The sequence below is a fragment of the Halomonas garicola genome (assembly GCF_031935715.1).
GTDB classification, from domain to species: Bacteria; Pseudomonadota; Gammaproteobacteria; order Pseudomonadales; family Halomonadaceae; genus Vreelandella; species Vreelandella garicola.
Window position 1 is genome coordinate 43,757 of the sequence record NZ_JASSZF010000007.1, and the last position, 14,972, is coordinate 58,728.

Sequence of the window (14,972 nt, forward strand, 5' to 3'; positions counted from 1 at the left end):
GACACGAAAAAAGGCCCGAACCGGATAGCGGTTCGGGCCTTGGCGTTAGCGTTCGCCGTTAACCGGCGCGCTAGTCCAGCTGTGGCAGCAGCGACTCCACGCTTTCCCTGGCGTCGCCGTAGAACATTCGCGTGTTCTCCTTGAAGAACAGCGGGTTCTCGATGCCGGAATAGCCGGTTCCCTGGCCGCGTTTGCTGACGAAGACGTTCTTGGCTTCCCACACCTTGAGCACCGGCATGCCGGCAATGGGGCTGTTGGGATCCTCCTGGGCTGCCGGGTTGACGATGTCGTTGGAGCCGATGACGATCACCACGTCGGTCGAGGCGAAGTCGTCGTTGATCTCGTCCATCTCCAGCACGATATCGTAGGGCACTTTGGCCTCGGCCAGCAGCACGTTCATGTGGCCGGGCAGGCGTCCTGCCACCGGGTGAATAGCAAAGCGCACCTCCTTGTCGGCATCGCGCAGCTTGCGTACCAGGTCGCTCACCGCGTTCTGCGCCTGGGCCACCGCCATGCCGTAGCCCGGCACGATGATGACGCTGTCGGCATCGTTGAGCGCGCTGGCCACGCCGCCCGAATCGATGGCGATCTGTTCGCCCTCGATCTCGGCGGCCGGCCCCTGGCTGCCGCCGAAGCCGCCCAGGATTACGTTGAGGAACTTGCGGTTCATCGCCTTGCACATGATGTAGGACAGAATTGCACCCGACGACCCCACCAGCGCACCGGTGACGATCAGCAAATCGCTTGAGAGCGTGAAACCGATGGCCGCCGCCGCCCAGCCGGAGTAGCTGTTAAGCATGGAGACCACCACCGGCATGTCCGCGCCGCCGATGCCCATGATCAGGTGCCAGCCGATGAAGAAGGCCAGCAGCGCCAGCAGCAAAATCGTCCAGAATCCCGCGCCGTTGATATAGACAATCGCCAGCAGCAGTGAAAGCGCCGCGGCGCCGGCGTTGAGCAGGTGCCCGCCGGGAAACTGCCTGGGCTTGCCGTCGATCTTGCCGGAAAGCTTGCCAAAGGCGATCACCGAACCGGTGAAGGTCACCGCGCCGATGAACACCCCCAGCACGACCTCGACCTGCAGAAAGGTCAGCTCGGCCGGGGTCTTTTCCGCGACCAGGGCGGCAAAGGCGGAGAATTCATCGCTTGCGCTGCGAAGCGTCTGGCTGGCCAGCACCCGCCGCCGCTCAAGGTCGGCGTTAAAGCCGACAAACACCGCCGCGAGCCCCACAAAGGAGTGCAGCGCTGCGACCAGCTGCGGCATCTGGGTCATCTCGACCCGCTTGGCGATATAGGCGCCGATAGCGCCGCCGATGATGACCAGCGGCACCAGCCAGCCGAAGCCGCCCACCCCCGGGCCAAGCGCGGTGAATACCACCGCAATGGCCATGCCGACGATGCCGTACCATACCGCGCGCTTGGCTTTTTCCTGATTACTCAGCCCGCCCAGGGACAGGATGAACAAGACACTGGCCGCAATGGCGGCGGCAGTGACGAACTGTTGTCCTAGCATTTATTAGTCTCCACCGCTCAGGATTTCTGGAACATGGCGAGCATGCGACGCGTCACCAGGAAGCCGCCAAAGATGTTGATCGAGGCGATCAGCACCGAAATGCCGGCCAATAACGCCACCGGTACGCTGCCGGAGCCGATCTGCAGGATCGCGCCCAGAATGATGATGCTGGAAATCGCGTTGGTCACCGCCATCAGCGGCGTATGCAGGGAGTGGCTGACGTTCCAGATCACCTGGTAGCCGACGAAGCAGGCCAGCACAAAGACGATGAAGTGCTGCATGAAGGAGGGCGGCGCCACCATGCCCAGCAGCAGCATCAGCGCACCGCCCACAACCAGCATGGACACCTGGCTTTTGGTCTGCTTCTTGAAGGCGGCCGTCTCGGCGGCCTGCTTTTCTTCGCGGGTTGGCTCCTTTTCCTTGGGTTTGGGCTTGGCCGCGGCGATGGCCTTCACCTTGGGCGGCGGCGGCGGGTAAGTAATCTCGCCCTGGTGGGTCACGGTGACGCCGCGGATCACGTCGTCTGCCATGTCGTGTACGATCTGGCCGTCCTTTTCAGGCGTCAGGTCGGTGAGCATGTGACGGATATTATTGCCGTAGAGCAGCGAAGCCTGCGTTGCCATACGCGACGGGAAGTCGGTGAAGCCAGCAACGATCACGCCGTTGTCGGTAACGATGCGCTGGTCGGGCACGGTAAGGTCGCAGTTGCCGCCGCGTTCGGCGGCCAGGTCGATCACCACCGAGCCCGGCTTCATGGCAGCGACCATGTCCTCGAGCCACAGCTTGGGTGCGGGGCGGCCCGGGATCAGCGCCGTGGTGATCACGATATCGACGTCGGGCGCCTGCTCGCGGAACAGCGCCAGCTGCTTCTCGCGAAACTCGGGGCTCGAGGGCGCCGCGTAGCCACCGCTCTCCGAGCCGTCCTGACTGTCCTCGAAGTCGAGGAACAGGAACTCGGCGCCCATGGATTCGATCTGCTCGGCCACTTCCGGGCGCACGTCGAAGGCGCGCACCACGGCCCCCAGGCTGGTAGCGGTGCCGATGGCGGCAAGCCCGGCGACGCCGGCGCCGACCACCAGCACCTTGGCCGGCGGCACCTTGCCCGCGGCGGTCACCTGGCCGGTAAAGAAGCGGCCAAACTGATTGCCCGCCTCGATGACGGCACGGTAGCCGACGATATTGGCGGTGGACGATAGAGCATCCATCTTCTGGGCGCGCGAGATACGCGGCACCATGTCCATGGCGATCACGGTAGCGCCGGTCGCCTGGCAGCGCTCCAGCATCGCTTCGTTCTGGGCCGGCCAGAAAAACGAGATCAGCGTCTGATTCTTGCGCAGGTAGCCGGCCTCGGTGTCGTTGGGCTCGCGCACCTTGATCACGGTATCTACCGCCTGCCACAGCGCCTCGGCCCCGTCGACCAGTGTAACGCCCGCCTCACGATAGGCCGCATCGGTGAAACCCGCGGCTTCGCCGGCACCGGCTTCCAGGTAGCATTCGTGACCAAGCTTTTGTATCTGGAGCGCACTATCCGGCGTTAGCGCGACGCGCGCCTCACCGGCCGTACTCTCTTTGGGTGCACCAGTTTTCACCTTGGACTCCCCCTTATTAATATCAGTCGTTAGTTGCCATCGCCAGTTGCCATAGAAAGCATAAAACGCTATGCGGTCTTCTTTGATCGCGGCAAGGCCTATTCAAACTTGCACTGTCGGTCAGCTTTCATATCCTCGATCATCGATTATCAATCTGGCCTCCTTATCGTCCCACAGTAGAGCAGTAGACGGTAATCACCGGGAAGAAAGATTAGCGAATTTCGGTTTTGTAACTAAAGCGATCGGCGCGGCCCTTGGTGGTCCGCACCTCAATGATATGGTCCTCCTTGGTGTACGTTGTCCGCTTGAGTACGACCACCGGGGTGCCTTCGTCGATGCCGACCATCTCGGCTGTCTTGGCGTCGGCCGCGTCCGCCGTGAGCGTCTCCTGGGCGCGCACGACCGGGACGCCATACTGGTCTAGCACGAGGGCGTAAAGGTAGTCGGGAATGTGAAGGCTCTTGTTCTCAAGGCCCGGCACAACGGCAGCTGGCCACCAGGAGTACTCCACCAGAATAGGCTGGTTGCCGACTAAGCCCACGCGTTCGATGTAGACCAGATCGGAGCCCTCGGGCACGCCAAGGCGTCGGCAGATATCGGCGGGGCCGGGCTGGCGGCAGCGTTCGGTGGTCTTTTTGTGGATGCGAATGGAGCGACCTTCGGGATCGCCATAGGAGAAAAAGCGGAAGAGACTCTTCTCGAAGTCGACCCGGGAAATATAGGTGCCTTTTCCCTGGTGTCTGAACAGCAGCTGCTCCCAGACCAAATTGGTGATGGCCTTTTTAACGGTGCCGGGACTTACCCCCAGAGCCTTTGCCAGCTGCGATTCCGACGGGATCAGGTCACCCGGTACCAGCTGCCCCGTATTGATGAGGCGGCGAATGTGATCCTCGACAACGCGATAGAGCGGCTTGCCTTTCGTAGCTTCGAGCGGCGTCGCGGAAAACAAGTGTAGTCGGTCAACTTCTCCTGCCATATTGCCCTCACTGGCTTGGAACCTGGTTTGTTTTTCATTCGCTCAACGCCTGGCGGCGTCAGCCTGGGTGCCGCCAGCCTCTGCGCTTTATGTGCAGTTCTGAGGCGGCTTTATGCTTCTTGTTTGACACCCATGATAGCCAAGTCTAGCCTATGATGTAGGTTATGTATATGACCTTGCGGTCAGATAATGCCTCATATAACAAGCATAAGCACACGTCCGGCCCTGCATTAGCCGGGGCAGGCGAGGAGGAAAGGCCCTGTGGAATTATTTGAGTACCTACCCCAGGTGTTGAGCGGGTGGAATCTTGTGATTCTCATCGCCGGTACGGTGGTGGGACTGCTGCTTGGGGCTACCCCAGGTTTGAGTCCGACTATGGCGGTGGCTTTGCTCATCCCCTTCACTTTCCAGATGGATGCCACATCTGGGCTTATTCTATTGGGAGTTCTGTATACCTCGACGGTGGCAGGTGGGGCAGTCAGCGCCATTCTGGTCAATATTCCAGGGGCTCCGGCTAATATAGCGACCATGCTCGACGGCCATCCGATGGCAAAGAAAGGGCGCGCTACCGAGGCCCTGCACTACTGCTTTATTAGCTCCGGCGTGGGCGGCGTGATCGGCGTGCTGGTGCTGATTTTCTTTACGCCAGTGCTGGTGGGGTTCGCGCTGAGCTTTGGTCCTTCGGAGCTCTTCTGGACAGCGATCCTCGGTATCACGGTCATCGGCTCATTAGGTAGCAGTTCGGTTCTGAAAGGTCTGATTGCCGGGGCTTTTGGTATCTGGATTGCGCTGATCGGCTTTAACCCGGTCGCGGGAACCGAGCGTTTCGTATTCACCGAGCATCTACAGGGCGGCGTGACGATTATCCCGGCTTTGATCGGCCTATTTGCCATTCCTCAAGTGTTTCAGATGATCGAGATGGCGAGGCAAGGTCGTGCTGATGAAACCTTCGGGATGGAACAGCGGCCGGTTTGGACATCAATCATTTATAACCTGTCAAAGGTGCGCGCATTAGGCATCGGTAGCGTTATCGGTACTCTGGTTGGCTTGATTCCCGGGGCAGGGGGGCAGATAGCGGGGCTGATTGCCTACGACCAGACGAAAAAGTTTTCTCCGGATTCCGATGCTTTTGGCCACGGTGAGCCGGAAGGCGTTATTGCGTCGGAAAGTGCTAACAACTCCATGGTCGGGGCTTCGCTGGTCCCCATGCTGTCGCTGGGGATCCCGGGTAGTCCGACCGCTGCGGTACTGCTGGGTGGCCTTTTGATTCAGGGGCTTTTTCCAGGGCCCGACCTGTTTACGGAGCACGCCCCGGTGGCCTGGACCTTTATGGGGGCGTTGCTGGTAAGCCAGGTGCTGCTGGTCGTGTTCGGCCTTTATATCAGCCGGTTCAGCAAGTACATCATCCGGATCCCCAAGCACTACATGGCAGCGGCCGTGGCGATTCTGGCGGTGTTTGGTACTTATAGCGTACAGAACAGCGTATCGGACGTGATCATCATGATGACGATGGGAGTGGCGATGTACTTTGCCACCTGGTTTGGCTTTAGCCCTGGGCCGGTAGTGCTGGGCATTATACTCGGGCCAATTGCTGAAACCAACTTCCTCCAGGGCGAGATGATTGCCCAGGCGACGGGAGGCAATGCCCAGTATTTTCTCACCGGTAATATCAACATATTGCTGATGAGCCTCTGTGTCCTATCCATCGGCTACAGCATCTTTGCCGAGTACAAGGCCAAGGCAAAGAGGCGTAGTCAGGAAACTGGCCGTACCGTAGGAGTGGAGTCATGACTTCCTTAAAGCGTCACCTGACGTCACTTATTACTTTACTCATTGCTGTTGGCCTGGCGGTAGCATCGTACTGGCCATCGGAGCCCGGCTATGAGTTTCCGCAAATTATCGCCCTGGTGCTAGTCGCTCTTTCAGCCATTCATTTACTGGTGACGGTAGCTACCCGAAAATCGCACAAAGCTAATTTTGCGGAAGCCGTGATCCCGTGGGCCGGTGTTATCCCTGTTCTGTTGATTCTCGGCGGCCTTCTGTTGATTGCTGAGCGGCTGGGATTCTTCGTCACTTCCTTCATTGCCTTTGCATTAATCGCGGTGCTTTACACTCAGGGGCCATGGAGCTGGCGCCGCGTCATTCGAGGCTGCGCTATTTCGGCCATCTTCATGGGAGTGCTTTATGCCGTATTCGTGCTGTTGCTAGAGGTGCAGGTCCCCAAGGGCGCGCTGATTTAAAACGATAGGATTCAAACCCCAGAAAGATTCAGCAGGAACAACAACAATAGTTGACTCCGAGAGAGGAACATAAAATGAAAATCAAACGCCAACTAAAAGCAGTGAAAACCCTCGTGGGTATCGTTTCAGGCAGCTCGCTATTGATGATGGGCAGCATGGTCGCCGCCGCCGAGGATTTTCCAACGCAGCCGCTCAACATGGTCGTCTCCTACTCGGCCGGTGGCGCCACTGACTTCCAGGCGCGCATTGCTAGTTCAAAATCGGAACAGTACCTGGGCGAGCCGACTGCGATCGTCAACCGCCCCGGCGCCGGAGGCCAGGTAGGCTGGAACTATCTGGTCCAGAAGGGAAAGCAGGATGGCTATGATATAGCGGCGTATAACGTGCCCCATTTTATTGCGCAGTCCTTGATGTATGACACGCATTACAACATCGATAATCTTGAACCGGTTGCTAACTGGGGTGCTGATCCGGCCGTTCTTATTGTGGGAAAGGATAGCCAGTTCGATACGATCGATGAGCTGGTCAACTATGCCGAAGAGAACCCCGGTAAGGTGACGGTGTCCGGTGCGGGCCTCTTTGTGGGTCACCATATTGCCGCGGTGCAGCTGGAAAACGCGGCCGATATCGATATGCAGTATATCCCGACTTCGGGCGGCGTCGATGCCCTGCGTCTCGTCGTTGGCGGTCAGGTAATGGCGGGTTTCAACAACCTGTCGGACGCCTATCGTAACCAGGATCGTCTGAAAATTCTGGGCGTCGCCGATACGGAGCGGCACAGCGACTTCCTCCCCGACGTGCCGACTTTCCAGGAGTCCGGCTACGAGGTCGACGATTCGAGTGTCAACATGCGCGGCGTCATGGCGCCATCCGGCGTGCCTGAAGAGCGCCTTGATGTGCTCTCCGAGAAGTTTGTGGAAATGTTCAATGATGAAGAAATCCAGGCCAAGCTCAAGAAAGGCGGAGCTCCCATGCGAGTCATGGACCGTGAAGAGCTAAAAGAGATGTGGAAGGACCGCAAGGCTTATCTGGACGAGCTGTTTGAGGGCTTTGATGTCGAAGAGATAAAAGAAGAGAGCTGATACTCGACATGAAGCCCGCCACGCTATTGGCGTTTAAATATCCACACAGGAACACGTAAGCGACAGCGCGATAGCAGCGTCGTGACTGTCGCTGTCTGAATCGGCAGAGCCGTATGGAGCGAGATAGCCATGAGTAACATGAAATTCCAGCAAGAGGCGTCATCCGAGGCGCAGAGCATCGTCTCCGGCCTGATGGAAAGAGCCCGCACCGCCCAGGAGCAGTTTGCCCGGTACGATCAGCAGGAGGTTGATGAGGTGGTGACCGCCGTTGCCTGGGCGCTGGTGCATCCCGGGCGCAACGAAGCCATTTCCCAGATGGCGGTCGAGACCACGGAGTTAGGCAACGTCAGCGATAAAATCACCAAGAACCATCGAAAGACGATAGGTTTGCTACGCGACCTTAGGCAGGCCAAAAGCGTGGGCGTGATTCAGGAGTTGCCCGAGCTTGGGCTGGTCGAAATTGCCCGGCCGGTAGGGGTGGTCGGCGCCGTTGTGCCGTCGACTAACCCGGCGGCCACGCCGACCAACAAAACCATCAACGCCCTCAAGGGTGGCAACGCCATTATTCTGGCTCCCTCGCCCAAAGGGCAGCAGGTTTGTACCGAGCTTCTGGAATACATGCACGCCGAGCTTGACCGAGTCGGCGCGCCGCGCGACCTGATACAGCAGCTACCCACACCCGTCAGCAAGGCGACCACCTATGAGCTGATGAACCAGGTGGATCTGGTCGTCGTTACCGGCTCACAAAACAACGTGCGCTCTGCCTATTCCAGCGGCACGCCGGCGATCGGGGTCGGGGCGGGTAACGTGCCTGTGATCATCGACGATTCAGCCAAGCCGGAGGATGCGGCGCGCAAGATTGCGGCCTCAAAGACCTTTGACAATGCCACCAGCTGCTCGTCGGAAAATAGTCTGGTGATTCTCGACGGCATTTACGATTCGGCCATCACGGCGCTTGAGCGCAGCGGCGGCGCCATGCTCACCGCCGAGGAGACAAAGCAGCTGGAAGCGGCGATGTGGGAAGACGGAAATCTTAGCCGGCACATCATTGCCCGTTCGGCTCCCGAGATTGCCCGGCTCGCGGGGCTGACGCGTCCGGCGTTGGAAAACGCGGACTTCCTGATGGTCGAGGAGGACCAGGTCGGCAAGGAGCATCCGTTCTCGGGGGAAAAGCTTTCCCCGGTACTGGCGGTGTATCGCGTCAAGGATTTCGATGCGGCTTTTGCCCAGACCCACCGCCTGCTTGACCACCAGGGCAAGGGACACTCGTGCGGTATTCACACCGAGGATGAATCCCACATCCAGCGCCTGGGCCTGGAGATGCCGGTCTGTCGCGTCATTGTGAACCAGGCCCATGCCTTTGCCTGCGGCGGTAACTTTGATAACGGCCTGCCGTTTTCGCTATCCATGGGCTGTGGCACCTGGGGAGAAAACAGCATTTCGGAAAACCTCAACTACCGGCATTACCTCAACATCACTCGTATCGCCCGTACTATTCCCGTCGATGAGCCGTCCATGGATGAGCTCTTCGGCAGCTATCTGAACCGGTATGGGCTTGCCAGTTCCTGATGTAAACAACAATGATGCTAGGAGTGTTGGCTTTATGACGATTCAAGATACGATTCGCCGCTGGGCCTCCGATAGCGGGGACAGGACCTTTCTGGTGTCTCCGGAGCATGACGAGACGCTGTCTTATCTGCAGCTTGACGAACGGCTGTCCCAGGTCGCAGCTAAGCTTGATGCCATGGGCGTCGGGGCGGGCGAGCATGTCGCCATTCTTATGGATAACGGCCAGTGGACGGCCACGCTGCTGCTGGCGCTAATGGCCAGCGGGCGCGTGGCGGTACCGCTCAACGCCATCGCCGGCGATAGCCAGCTTGAGTACGTGCTGGACCACTGCGATGCCGACCTTGTGTTTGCCTCGCCGGCGCATGAGGAACGCGCGGCTCAGCTCACCGGCCGGGTCAAACGCCCGATCCGGGTTATTCCCACCTGCCCGGACCGCGGGCCGGAATGGGACGCCGGCGCAGCCGCCGGGGCCCAGACCTTGCCGGCCGTCGATCCCGACGACACCGCCTTGCTGATGTATACCTCGGGCACCACCGGCAAGCCCAAGGGCGTCATGCTCAGCCATCGCAACGTGCTCGCCGGCGGCATGAATACGGTAGAGGCCCACACGCTTTCCCGGGAGGATCGGGGGCTGTGCGTGCTGCCGCTGTATCATATCAATGCCGAGATCGTGACGTTGATTGCGCCGCTGATCAGCGGGGGCAGCGTGGTGATGCCGCACCGCTTCAGCACCCGCGCCTTCTGGGAGCTGATTCGCGAACAGCACTGCACCTGGTTCAGCGTGGTGCCCACCATTGTGACCTATCTGCTGGAGCAGGCGAATAATGAAAACCCTGGGGTTCGGGACAATCCCGACTTTTCTCGGGTGCGCTTCGGCCGTTCGGCGTCGTCGGCGCTACCCGTCGCCACGCACAAGGCATTCGAAGAGGCCTTCGGCATCCCGCTGATAGAAACCATGGGGCTGACCGAAACGGCGGCTCAGATCCTCTCCAACCCCTTGCCGCCTTTCCAGACCAGGTACGGCTCACCGGGCGTCGCCTACCGCAACAGGGTCAAGGTCGTCTCCGAGGACGGCGCTGAGGCAACGCGCGGTGAGATCGGGGAGCTTGTGGTTCAAGGCGATAACGTGATGCAGGGCTACTACAAGAACCCCGAGGCGACTCAGGAGTCGCTGGATGCCAAGGGCTGGTTTTATACCGGAGACCTTGGCTACCAGGATGACGAAGATTTCTTCTTTATTACGGGTCGACTCAAGGAGTTGATCATCAAGGGCGGCGAGAACATTGCGCCCCGGGAAATTGATGAAACCTTGCTCAAGCACCCTGCGATTCTGGAAGCCGCCGCCTTTGCCATCGACGATGCGCATTACGGCCAGGACATCATGGCAAGCGTGGTCCTCAAGCATAACAAGGAGGTAAGCGGGGAAGAGCTCACCGAGTTCTGCCAGAGGGATATCGGGAAGTTCAAAACGCCGAAGGAGGTTCTGTTTGTACAGTGGTTACCCAAGGGGCCGTCTGGGAAGGTCCAGCGGCTAAGTATTGCAGACATGCTCGATGACCTGAAGCAAAGCCCCGATATGATTGCCGACAACCAGTGATACGGCGAGATAGAGGCTCGATATTCAACCGGCCCGGGACACGGCTTCCGGGCCATGCGGAGCGTCCGTTATGCAATTTAATATCCAACGCATTTTGTATGCGACCGACCTCGGGCCGCACGGGCCCAAGGTCTTTCGCTGCGCCATAGGGCTTGCCGAAAAATTTGGTGCGGCGATTCATGTTCTTCATGTCATTGAGGATCCTGCCATTCTGCGAAACAACGTTGCCGAACGTTACGTTTCGAGTTCCGTGTTGGGCACCTACCGCGGCACTGCCTTTGACGAAGCCGTTAGCGAGATAGAAAAGCGGCTGGAGAGCTTTAGCCTGTCAGCGCTGGAGGCGGAGGATTCCCAGGGGGCAAGAGTGGCTGAAATCAGGGTGCTCACCGGCCGACCCGGGCGCACGATTCTGAACGAGGCGGAGCGCATAGACGCCGACTGCATCGTACTGGGATCGCACCGTTATTCGGGGATGAGCGACATGATCATTGGCTCGGTGGCCAGGAAAGTCACGCTCAAGACGCCGCGACCGGTCTTTCTTTTCCCCGTCTGACCCTCACTTTTCAGCCGGTCTATCATATTCCTGCCTGCCGCCTTCCACGGCGGCGAGAAGAGCGCGGGGCGCATCCACGAACGAGCTGACTGCGCCCCCTGCGTCGTCGCTTCTCCGAAATTCCGCCACCTGTGGCGATCGGCAAGGCGTAAGTCAATTCGGCGATACAGTTTGGGGCACCGTATTGCGATCGGTTGTTTAGGCGAATCTCAGCGGGCGCGTGCCTGCTGCTCGGCCGACGGGCGTTTCCCCAGCATCAGCAAACGGTAGAAAATGCCGCCTAGAGCCGCGCCGATTAGCCAGGCGTAGCCGCCGAGCGATTCCAGCGCCGGCACCCAAACTGACGAGATGGAGAACACGGCCGCCAGCGCAAAGGCCATGATGGCGCGCTTGTTCCAGCCTTTGACGTAGTAGTAGTCACCGTTCGGGTCCCGGGAGAAGATGTCCTGGATATTGAGCTTCTGGCGACGGATCAGGTAGAAGTCCACCACGATGATGCCGTAGAAGGGAGCCACGATAGCGCCAATGGCGTTGACGAAGCCGGCAATGCCGATGTTGCTGATAACGGCCACCCACAGACCGCCCACGAAAAACGCAATGGTGGCGGTAATCAGGCCGCCGGTGCGGAAGCTGATTCTTTTGGGGAAGAGGTTGGCCAGGTCATAGGCCGGCGGAATGAAGTTGGCCACCAGGTTGATGCCCACCGTCGCAGCGAAGAAGGTAATCGCGGCGATAATGGTCAGGGGCAGCGAATCAACGTGGGCGATAATATCCGACGGGTTGGTCATGGTTTCGCCAAACAGCGCCAGGGTGCCGGCGGTAATGATCAAGGCGATAAAGGAGAAAAAGGCGACGTTGAGCGGAAGCCCGATCAGGTTGCCGATTTTCATTTGCCGCTCATTTTTGACAAAGCGGGTGAAATCGCCAAAGTTGATTACCACGGCGGCAAAGTACGCAATCATGGTGCCGGTGATGGCGAGAAAGGCGCTGAGAGAGCTGCCTTCAAAGTCGCTCGAACCGCTGAAAATGGAGTCAATAGCGGGCAACAGGTCGCTGCCGGCCTGATACCAGATGATGATCATCAGGGCTACCATGACCACATAAACCAGCGGGCCGGCCCAGTTCAGGAAGTGCTTGATGCGCTCGATGCCCTGCCAGAACATCATCACCTGGAACAGCCAGACCAGCGCGAAGGACAGCCAGTCGACGGCCGACATGCCCAGCCACTGGCCGCCGGGGTCACCCACCAGCGCGGTAATCAGCAAGGCCAGCGCCGTGGAAGCAAAGTAGGTTTGCACGCCGTACCAGAAAATACCGGTAATGGCGCGCAGCATGGCGGGGAAGTTGGCCCCGAAGACCCCCATGCTGGCACGTACCAGTACGGGGAAGGGCACGCCGTACTTGACGCTGGGTGCCCCGGAGAGATTGACCAGCACCATGACCACACAGCCCGCGAGAATGATAGCGGCCATAACCAGCCAGCCGTTCAGCCCGTAGGAAATGAACAGCGAAGCCGCCAGGGTATAACCGAAAAGGCTCTGAATGTCGTTGGACCAGACGTTGAAAATTTCAAACCAGCCCCAGGTTCGCGACGCCTTTTTAACCGGTGCCAGGTCTTTGTTGTACAGGAGGCTGGAGCCGTGAGTTATTTCAAGCTCTTTATCAGAAATATCGGGCATTGGTAAACTCGTGCCTATTGTTAGTTGTTGATTTTATTGTAAAAATTCCAGCCGCGGGAGTTGAGCCGTGACTCAATGCCTCTCCAGATTTTTGTATACAAAAGAAGGGTGACAGCAATGCCCCGCTGGCGCAACGAGCTTTCTCTTATATGCAGGGCTAACGGCGATAGCCTTGACCTGTATCTGTGCGGATATACAGCTTAAGGGGTTTTGGGGTATCCTGTGCCTTTTTGGCTCCTTATCAGGAAATCAGTGCCACATGTCCCAGTTCGATGCCTCTTCGTACGGTGCCAGCTCGATTGAAGTCCTTTCGGGGCTTGAACCGGTGCGTAAACGCCCCGGCATGTATACCGACACCTCCCGACCCAACCATATGGCCCAGGAGGTTATCGACAACAGCGTCGACGAGGCGCTGGCCGGATACGCCAAAAGGGTCCGGGTGGCACTGCTGGTGGACGGCGGCATCGAGGTGTCCGACGACGGCCGCGGGATGCCTATTGATACCCACCCCGAGCACGGCGTTTCCGGCGTCGAGCTGATCCTGACCAAGCTGCATTCCGGGGGCAAGTTTTCCGCTTCCAGCTATCGCTTTTCCGGGGGGCTGCACGGGGTCGGGGTGTCGGTGGTCAACGCGCTGTCGCGCCGCCTGGAGGTGGAAGTCACCCGAGACGGCGCGCGCCACGCCATGGCCTTCGAGTTTGGTCAAAAGGTGGAGGAGCTGGCGCCGGCGGGCAAGGCGCCCAAGCGTGCCAGAGGAACGCTGCTGCGTTTCTGGCCGGACGAGAGCTACTTTGACAGCCCCAAGCTGGCGGTGGGGCGGATGAAGCACCTGCTTCGCGCCAAGGCGGTGCTGTGCCCGGGGCTTGAAGTGACGCTTGTTGAGCCCGACGGCACTCAAAGCCACTGGCAGTACGCCGATGGCCTGCGCGACTATCTGGTGGAAGCCACCGATGGCTATGAGGTGCTGCCCGCCGAGCCGTTTCTGGGCCACTTCAGCGACGACGAGCACGGCGTCGACTGGGCCATCCAGTGGCTGCCCGAGGGCGGCGACACCCTGGTGGAGTCCTACGTCAACCTGATCCCCACGCCCCTGGGCGGCACCCATATCAACGGCTTTCGCTCGGGGCTTTTGGAAGCCCTGCGCGAATTCTGCGAGTTCAGAAGCCTATTGCCCCGGGGCATCAAGCTCACCGCCGACGATCTCTGGGAGCGGGTATCGTTCGTGCTCTCGATCAAGATGCTCGACCCGCAGTTTGCCGGCCAGACCAAGGAGCGGCTGTCGTCGCGTGCGGTCTCGACGTTTGTCTCCGGCGTGGTCAAGGACGCGTTCTCGCTGTGGCTCAACCGCCACGTGGCCGACGGCGAGGCGCTTGCCGAGCTGGTCATTAACGCGGCCCAGCGCCGCCAGAAAAAGGCCAAAAAGGTGGCGCGCAAAAAGGTCACCTCGGGCCCGGCGCTGCCCGGCAAGCTTGCTGACTGCTCCGGCCAGGACCCGGCCCAGAGCGAGCTGTTTCTGGTCGAGGGCGACAGCGCCGGGGGCAGCGCCAAGCAGGCGCGCAACCGTGAAACCCAGGCGATTCTCCCCCTGCGCGGGAAAATCCTCAACACCTGGGAAGTAGAGCCCCATGACATCTACGGCTCCCAGGAAGTCCACGATATCGCCGTGGCTATCGGCGCCGACCCCGGCAGCGCCAATCTCGAACGGCTGCGCTACCACAAGATCTGTATTCTCGCCGACGCCGACTCCGACGGTCTGCACATTGCTACGCTCTTGTGCGCGCTGTTCGTGCGCCACTTCCCGAGCCTGGTGGACGCCGGCCACATCTTTGTCGCCATGCCGCCGCTTTACCGCATTGATCTTGGCAAGGAGGTTCAGTACGCCCTGGACGAAAGCGAAAAGGATGCGATTTTAAAGCGGCTGGCGAAAAAGCGCGGCACCCCCAACGTCCAGCGCTTCAAGGGGCTTGGAGAGATGAGCCCCCTGCAGCTGCGCGAGACCACCATGGCCTCGGACACCCGCCGGCTGGTGCAGCTGACCCGCAGCGACGGCGACGGCAGCGAGCAGATGCTGGACATGCTGCTGGCGAAAAAACGCGCGTCCGACCGCAAGGAATGGCTGGAACACTACGGCAACCTCGCCGAAGTGGACGTATAAGCACCGGCGACGACCGGTT

Annotated in this window: 11 protein-coding genes; 7 read left to right on the plus strand and 4 right to left on the minus strand. The window is 59.6% G+C overall.

Annotated elements, in window-relative coordinates; all coding sequences use genetic code 11:
* Positions 1-70: 70 nt before the first annotated feature.
* The 3 genes from RS027_RS04370 to RS027_RS04380 all read right to left on the minus strand — a co-directional run bounded on the left by RS027_RS04370 (position 71) and on the right by RS027_RS04380 (position 4,078).
* Complete coding sequence (locus RS027_RS04370) at positions 71-1,513, minus strand: NAD(P)(+) transhydrogenase (Re/Si-specific) subunit beta (RefSeq protein ID WP_311954728.1); 1,443 nt, start codon at positions 1,511-1,513, stop codon at positions 71-73.
* Positions 1,514-1,530: 17 nt separating this feature from the next.
* On the minus strand, positions 1,531-3,102 hold the full coding sequence (locus RS027_RS04375; RefSeq protein ID WP_311954729.1) for a Re/Si-specific NAD(P)(+) transhydrogenase subunit alpha: 1,572 nt from the start codon (positions 3,100-3,102) through the stop codon (positions 1,531-1,533).
* A gap of 211 nt (positions 3,103-3,313) precedes the next feature.
* On the minus strand, positions 3,314-4,078 hold the full coding sequence (locus RS027_RS04380; RefSeq protein ID WP_311954730.1) for a GntR family transcriptional regulator: 765 nt from the start codon (positions 4,076-4,078) through the stop codon (positions 3,314-3,316).
* A 261-nt stretch (positions 4,079-4,339) separates the two neighbouring features.
* Here RS027_RS04380 and RS027_RS04385 point away from each other — a divergent pair, with 261 nt between their 5' ends.
* The 6 genes from RS027_RS04385 (at position 4,340) to RS027_RS04410 (ending at position 11,119) form a co-directional block, all read left to right on the plus strand.
* Entirely contained in the window at positions 4,340-5,869 is a 1,530-nt protein-coding gene (locus RS027_RS04385; protein WP_311954731.1) for a tripartite tricarboxylate transporter permease, read from the plus strand.
* Positions 5,866-6,318 carry a tripartite tricarboxylate transporter TctB family protein gene (locus RS027_RS04390; protein WP_311954732.1) on the plus strand — a complete coding sequence of 151 codons (453 nt, stop codon included), beginning with the start codon at positions 5,866-5,868 and terminating at the stop codon, positions 6,316-6,318. Before RS027_RS04385 ends, RS027_RS04390 begins: the two co-directional genes overlap by 4 nt.
* A gap of 74 nt (positions 6,319-6,392) precedes the next feature.
* Positions 6,393-7,400, plus strand: a complete 1,008-nt coding sequence (locus RS027_RS04395) for a Bug family tripartite tricarboxylate transporter substrate binding protein (protein ID WP_311954733.1) — start codon at positions 6,393-6,395, stop codon at positions 7,398-7,400.
* 129 nt (positions 7,401-7,529) lie between these two features.
* On the plus strand, positions 7,530-8,969 hold the full coding sequence (gene sauS, locus RS027_RS04400; protein WP_311954734.1) for an acylating sulfoacetaldehyde dehydrogenase: 1,440 nt from the start codon (positions 7,530-7,532) through the stop codon (positions 8,967-8,969).
* Positions 8,970-9,003: 34 nt separating this feature from the next.
* Positions 9,004-10,566 carry an AMP-binding protein gene (locus RS027_RS04405; protein ID WP_311954735.1) on the plus strand — a complete coding sequence of 521 codons (1,563 nt, stop codon included), beginning with the start codon at positions 9,004-9,006 and terminating at the stop codon, positions 10,564-10,566.
* A 70-nt stretch (positions 10,567-10,636) separates the two neighbouring features.
* The gene (locus tag RS027_RS04410) at positions 10,637-11,119 is read left to right on the plus strand and encodes a universal stress protein (RefSeq protein WP_311954736.1); all 483 of its coding nucleotides are present in this window, start codon (positions 10,637-10,639) and stop codon (positions 11,117-11,119) included.
* Positions 11,120-11,328: 209 nt separating this feature from the next.
* Here the strand turns inward: RS027_RS04410 and RS027_RS04415 are convergent, their stop codons facing one another.
* Positions 11,329-12,798 carry an NCS1 family nucleobase:cation symporter-1 gene (locus RS027_RS04415; protein WP_311954737.1) on the minus strand — a complete coding sequence of 490 codons (1,470 nt, stop codon included), beginning with the start codon at positions 12,796-12,798 and terminating at the stop codon, positions 11,329-11,331.
* A 259-nt stretch (positions 12,799-13,057) separates the two neighbouring features.
* Between RS027_RS04415 and parE the strand changes: the two genes are divergently transcribed.
* Positions 13,058-14,953: a DNA topoisomerase IV subunit B gene (parE, locus tag RS027_RS04420; protein ID WP_311954738.1), complete on the plus strand. Its 1,896-nt coding sequence runs from the start codon at positions 13,058-13,060 to the stop codon at positions 14,951-14,953.
* The last annotated feature ends 19 nt before the right edge of the window (positions 14,954-14,972 follow it).